The organism is Rhodococcus yananensis, from assembly GCF_020515525.1.
Lineage (GTDB): Bacteria > Actinomycetota > Actinomycetes > Mycobacteriales > Mycobacteriaceae > Rhodococcus > Rhodococcus yananensis.
The window spans coordinates 1-7,210 of record NZ_JAIYEP010000126.1; the positions used below are offsets into that span (position 1 = coordinate 1).

General features: G+C 67.9%; 1 protein-coding gene. It reads left to right on the top strand.

The window, feature by feature from the left end; genetic code table 11:
* The coding region (locus LDQ05_RS18875; RefSeq protein ID WP_226438490.1) for a non-ribosomal peptide synthetase at positions 1-7,210 on the top strand (7,210 nt) is incomplete at both ends.

A 7,210-nucleotide genomic window follows, 5' to 3' on the forward strand; every position in this document is an offset into this window, starting at 1 on the left:
GTGGGGTTGGCGGCGCGGCTCGAGTCGCGTGCCGGTGATGGTGGTCGGGTGGCGTTGGTGGCGCAGGCTCGGCCGGAGCGGGTGCCGTTGTCGTTGGCGCAGCAGCGGATGTGGTTCCTCAACAGGTTCGAGCCGGAGTCGACGGCGTACAACATTCCGGTGGCGTTGCGGTTGTCGGGTGCGCTCGATGTGGGTGTGTTGGCGGCTGCGGTGCGGGATGTGGTGGCGCGGCACGAGGTGTTGCGGACGGTGTATCCGGAGGTCGATGGTGTCGGCTTCCAACGGATCCTCCCCGTCGCCGATGCGCACCTCGGTATCGATCCGGTCTCGGTGGGTGAGTCCTCGCTCGCCGAGCGGATCTCCGAGTTCGTGGTACGTCCGTTCGATGTGACGGCCGAGATTCCCGTGCGGGTGGCACTGTACGAGCTGTCCGACACCGAGCGTGTGCTCGTGTTCGTGGTGCACCACATCGCCGCCGACGGATCGTCGATGGGGCCGCTGACCCGCGATCTCATGATCGCCTACGCCGCACGGAGCGTGGGCGCATCGCCCACGTGGGAGCCGCTGCCGGTCCAGTACGCGGACTACGCGATCTGGCAACGCGCGGTCCTCGGCGACGAAGACGATCCCGATTCTCGTGTCGCGCAACAACTCACGTACTGGCGCGACGCCCTCGCGGGAGCGCCGTCCCTCCTCGAGCTCCCGATCGATCGTGCCCGGCCGGAGGTGCTGACCGATTCCGGTGCGGGCCACGGCTTCGTGATCGATGCGGTGGTGCACCGGAGGGTCGTCGAGATCGCCCACGCGCATCGCGTCACACCGTTCATGGTGGTGCACGCTGCGCTCGCGGTGCTGCTGTCGCGGTTGTCGGGAACGGACGATGTCACGGTCGGTACCCCGATCGCCGGGCGCGGTGAGGAAGCGCTCGACGACTTGATCGGCATGTTCGTCAACACCCTGGTGTTGCGTACCGTCGTCGACCCCGCGGAATCGTTCGAGGCGCTGCTCGCCCGCGTCAGGAGTGGTGATCTCGCCGCGTTCGCCCACGCGGACGTGCCGTTCGAGCGGCTCGTCGAGGTGCTCGATCCGATCCGCACGCAGGCGCACCACCCCTTGTTCCAGGTCATGCTCGCGTTCCAGAACGTCGAAGCATCGGTGCTCGAACTCGGCGAGTTGACCATCAGTCCGGTCGAGTCCGATCTGGGACGCTCGCCGTACGATCTGTCGGTCACGCTCGTCGAATCGTTCGATGCGGACGGGTCGGCCACCGGTATGTCCGGCGACATGCGTTATGCAACAGATCTTTTCGATGCCGATACGATCTCCTCGATCGCGGACAGGTTCGTTGCGCTCCTCGCCGAGGTCACGGCCCGGCCGGACAGGGCGGTCGGTGACGCCCCGCTGCTGACCACCGCCGAGGAAACCGAGATCCTGGGCCGCCACGAACTCGCGCTGTGCAGTCCGAAGTCGCTGAGGACGATGATGTCCGAGGCGGTCGATGCCAATCCGGACGGTGTGGCGGTGGAGTGGGGCGACCGTGCCCTGACGTACCGTGAGTGGGATGCGCTGGTCGAGCCGTGGGCCCGAATGCTGTTCGACCGCGGTGCGCGGCCGGGTGTGCTGGTCGCCGTCGCTGTTCCCCGCTCCCTCGAATCAGTACTCGCGGTGTGGGCGATCAGCAGAACCGGCGCAGGATTCGTACCGGTGGACATCAACTACCCCGAAGACCGCGTGCAGCACATGCTCTCGGACTCGGGGGCGCGACTCGTGGTGACATTGCCCGAGTACGCGGACTCGCTGCCGGTGAACATCGACACGGTTCTGCTCGACCTCGAGGCGACGCCCGACGTCTCGGACGAGACCGTCACGTACCCCGAGATCGGAGCGGCGGACGTCGCCTACGTGATCTACACCTCGGGGTCCACCGGAAAACCCAAGGGCGTCGTCGTCACCCACCGTGGGTTGGCGAACCTGGCGGAGAAGCAGGCGAGAATCTTCGGTTCGGTCCACGAATCGAAGGTGCTGCATTTCGCGACCCCGAGTTTCGACGCATCGCTCTTCGAACTGTTGATGACACTCGGTGCGGCCTCCACGATGGTGATCGCACCGCCCACCCTCTACGGCGGCCCGGAACTCGCCGAACTGATCCGGACCACGAGCGTCACCCACATCATCGGCACGCCCTCGATGCTGGCCTCGATCGATCCCGCCGGTCTGGACACGCCGCGCGTGGTGGTCGCAGGTGGTGAGGCGGTGCCCAGCGAGCTCGTCGCTCGGTGGGGAACGGGAGCGAAGTTCTTCAACGCGTACGGTCCGACCGAGACGACCATCGTCACCAACATCAGCAGGCCGCTTCGTCCGGGTGATCGCATCAACATCGGCAAGGCGTTCCCCGGTGTCGGCGAGTACGTCCTCGACCCGCGTCTGCAGCCGGTGCCGGACGGTGTGGTGGGAGAGCTGTACCTCGGCGGTGACCAACTCGCCCGCGGCTACCGGAATCGTGCCGGAACGACAGCGGACCGGTACGTCGCCAACCCCCACGACGCGGCGGGCGCGCGCATGTATCGCACAGGCGATCTGGTGCGGTGGATCCGTGATGAGGACGGTCCGTGCCTCGAATACATCGGCCGAAGCGATTCCCAGGTCAAGATCCGCGGTTTCCGCGTCGAACTCGGTGAGATCGATACGGTGATCGCCGCGGACGCACACGTCGATTTCGTGTCCACCGTCGTGCACACCCTGGCCAACGGCGAGAAGGCACTGGTGTCGTACGTCAAGCCGGTCGACGGCGGACACCTCGATCCGGCGGAGATCACCGAGGCCGTCAAACTCGAGCTGCCACGACACATGGTGCCCGCCGCGGTCGTTGTGATCGACGAGATCCCCCTGACCCCCGCCGGCAAACTGAATCGTGCGGCGCTGCCCGTGCCGACGTTCGACACCAGAGAGTTCCGTGCACCCACCACTCCGGTCGAGGAGATCGTCGCGGCGGTCTTCGCCGACCTGCTCGGGCGCGATCGGGTGGGACTCGACGACAGCTTCTTCGACCTGGGCGGCAACTCCCTCGTCGCGACCAGGGCGGCGTCCCGCCTCGGCGACGCGCTCGGTGTGCGGGTAGCGGTCAGAGCGCTCTTCGATGCCGAGACCGTGGAAGAACTGGCCGCGCACCTCGCCGGGCAGACCGACACGGCCGGGGCCGTGGCACTCACCGCACAGCCGCGGCCCGACCACATCCCGCTGTCGCTGGCGCAGCAGCGCATGTGGTTCCTCAACCGTTTCGACAGCGCCTCGGCGACGTACAACATTCCGGTGGCCCTGCGCTTGACAGGTCGGCTCGACGTCGCCGCTCTGCGCGCAGCGGTGCAGGATCTCGTGGCCCGTCACGAGGTCCTGCGCACCGTGTACCCCGAGATCGACGGTGCCGGTTACCAGCGGATCCTCGATGTCGGTGCCGTCGAGGTCGATCTTGCACCGCGCGCGGTGGCGGCGGATGCGCTCGTCGATGCGGTCACCGACCTGTTCACCCGCGGTTTCGACGTCACGTCCGAGGTGCCGGTTCGGGCCGACCTGCTCGAACTCGCATCCGATGATCACGTCCTCGTGTTCGTCGTGCACCACATCGCCACCGACGGGTTCTCGATGGGACCGCTCACCCGCGACGTGATGTCCGCCTACGCGGCACGTGCGGAAGGCACCGCGCCGGGTTGGGAGCCGCTGGAGGTCCAGTACGCCGACTACGCGATCTGGCAGCGCACCGTACTCGGCGACGAATCGGATCCGGATTCGGTGGTGTCCCAGCAGATTTCGTACTGGAAGCGCGAACTCGACGCGCTCATCGACGTCCTCGAACTGCCGACGGACCGTCCGCGCCCCGACGTCCAGTCCAACCGTGGCGCCACCTACGGCACCCGGCTCGACTCCGATCTGCACCGGCGGATCGGTGAACTCGCCCGCGCCCACAGCGCCACACCGTTCATGGTCGTCCACGCGGCCCTGGTCGAACTGCTCGGCCGACTGTCGGGAACACGCGACATCACGGTGGGCACACCGATCGCCGGCCGAGGGGAGAAGGCGCTCGACGACCTGATCGGCATGTTCGTCAACACGCTGGTGTTGCGGACCCGCCGGGTTCCCGGCGAGACGGTCGACCGACTGCTCGCGCGGATCCGCGAGACGGACCTCGGGGCGTTCGCGCACGCCGATGTCCCGTTCGAGCGGCTGGTCGAGGTCCTCGACCCGGTGCGGTCGCAGGCGCATCATCCGTTGTTCCAGGTGGTGCTTGCGTTCCAGAACCTCGAACAGTCGGAATTCTCGCTCGGCGATCTTCAGATCGCCGGCGTCGAATCCGATTTCACCCCGGCCAAGTTCGACCTGCAACTCACGGTGATCGAATCGTTCGACGCCGCCGGAGAACCGGCGGGGCTGTCGTTCGGCTGGACGTACGCGACGGACCTGTTCGACGAATCCACGATCGCCGGTTTCGCGGAGCGGCTCACCCGGATTCTCACAGCGATGTCGGCCGATCCGAACCGTGTGGTCGGGGACATCGAGATCCTGTCCGGCACCGAACGTTCCCGGGTCACGGCAGTGCACGGTGGTGCTGCCGCACCGGCGGCGACGTTCGCGGAGGTACTCGACGCCGCCGCGACCGCCGACCCCGATGCGGTCGCGCTCCGATTCGAAGGACGATCCACCACCTATCGAGAACTCGACGCGATGTCGGCGCGACTCGCGCACGAGTTGATCTCGCGCGGCGTCGGCCCGGAAGACCGCGTCGCAGTGGCAGTTCCGCGTTCGGTGGAGTCGGTGCTCGCGGTGTGGGCGGTCATCCGGTCGGGCGCGGCGTTCGTGCCCGTCGATCCCGCCTATCCGCCGGAACGCATCCGCCACATGGTGACCGACTCGGGTGCCGTACTCGGCCTGACGACCGCCCACCACCGTGCGGCGCTGCCCGACGATGTGCCGTGGATCGACATCGCGGAGGCGGTCGGCGAGGGACACCCGAGGGACAGCGCGCCGGTCGATGCGGATCGGATCCGGACGCTGCGACCCGAGCATCCCGCGTACGTGATCTACACGTCCGGTACCACCGGTCTGCCCAAGGGCGTCGTCGTCGCACATCGCGGCGTGGTCAACTTCTGCGCCGAGCAGGTCGCCCGATACGGCATGACCCCGGGCGCGCGCAGCCTGCACTTCGCGTCGCCGAGCTTCGACGCATCGGTGCTCGAACTGACGATGGGGTTCGGCGCCGCGTCCACTGTGGTGATCGCCCCGCCGACCATCGTCGGCGGCAGCGAACTCGCCGACCTGCTGCGCGACGAGCAGGTCACCCACGCCTTCGTCACCCCCGCAGCCCTCGGCTCGGTCGACCCGGACGGGCTCGACGACCTGCGGGTCATCGCAACCGGTGGTGAGGCGTGCTCGCCCGAACTGGTGTCCCGCTGGGCGGTCGTGCTGCCCGACGGCACCCGACGGGCGTTCTTCAACGCGTACGGTCCGACGGAATCGACCGTGGCGTCGAACATCAGCGCGCCGCTCGCACCGGGTGACCGCGTGGACATGGGCCGTCCGGTTCGTGGAACCTCCGTGTACGTGCTCGACGACCGGCTCCGGCCCGTCCCCGTCGGGGTGGCGGGTGAGCTGTACCTGACCGGCGTCCAGACCGCGCGCGGCTACCACGACCGGGCATCCTTGACGTCCGAACGTTTCGTGGCGAACCCCTTCACCGGGGATGGTCGCCGCATGTACCGCACCGGTGACATCGTCCGCTGGGTCGACGACACCGGTGTCGTGGAATACGTGGGACGCGGCGACGAACAGGTGAAGATCCGCGGGTTCCGGATCGAACTCGGTGAGGTCGAGGCCGCGCTCATGCGCGCCGACGGCGTTGCCCAGGCCGTCGCAGTCGTGCGTCGCGACGATCGTGCCGGTGACAGGCTCGTCGGCTATGTCGTCGCAGAACCGGACATCGCACTCGATCCCGAGGCCGTGACCGAGTCCGCTTCGCGGTTCCTGACCGCGTACATGGTGCCGGCCGCGATCGTGGTGCTCGACGCGATCCCGTTGACGCCGGGAGGCAAGCTCGACCGCCGGGCGCTGCCGGAACCGGTGTTCGAGGCCGTGGCCTTCCGGGCGCCCGGCACGGAACTCGAGGAGATCCTGGCCGACGTGTACGCGGATGTCCTCGGGCTCGACCGGGTCGGTGTGGGCGATTCGTTCTTCGCGCTCGGCGGCGACTCGATCATGTCGATCCAGGTGGTGTCGCGCGCGAAGGCTCGCGGGGTCGTGTTCTCACCGCGGGACGTCTTCGAGCAGAAGACCGTCGAGGCACTCGCGACGGTGGCCGTTCTCGGCTCCGCGGAGAACCGGGTGGTACTCGACGAACTGCCCGGGGGTGGCGTCGGATGGATGCCGCTGACCCCGATCGCGCGGTTCATGGTCGAACGCCCGGGCAGCTACGCGCGGTTCACACAGAAATTCGTGGTCGAGGTCCCGGCGGACATCACCCGCGAGGACGTTGTCGTGACGCTCACCGGACTCGTCGACACCCACGACGTGCTACGCGCCCGACTGGTGCACGACCGGCGTGGCTGGGGTCTCGATCTCCGCGAACGCGGTGACGTGGACGTCGATGCGCTCGTTCATCGTGTTGCGGTGGATCCCGGTGCCGACGAGGACGCGGTCACCGAGATCGGTTCGGCTGCACTCGATGCGGCCTTGGGGAGGCTCGATCCCGAGGCAGGCATCGTGCTGCAGTTCGTCTGGCTCGATTTCGGTCCGAGCAGGTCCGGCCGGTTGATCATCGTCGCACACCACCTGGTGATCGACGGTGTGTCGTGGCGCATCCTGGTGCCCGACCTGGTCACCGCCGGAGCCCAGATCGCGTCGCGGCAACCCGTGGCGCTGCAACCGACGGGCACGTCGATGCGACGGTGGGCGCACGCCCTCGTCGATGAGGCGCACAGTGCCCGACGTGCCGCCGAGATCGACTTCTGGCGGTCGGTGCTGGCCACCGACGATCCCCTGCTGGGCAGGCGCCGGCTCGATCCCGCAGTCGACACCGAATCCACCGTGCGGAAACTGACCGTGCGGGTGCCCGCCGATGTGACCGATGTGTTGTTGACGTCGTTGCCGGGGGTGTTCCGCGGTGGTGTCAACGACGGGTTGTTGGCGGCGTTGGCGTTGGCGGTGGCGCGGTGGCGTCGGGATC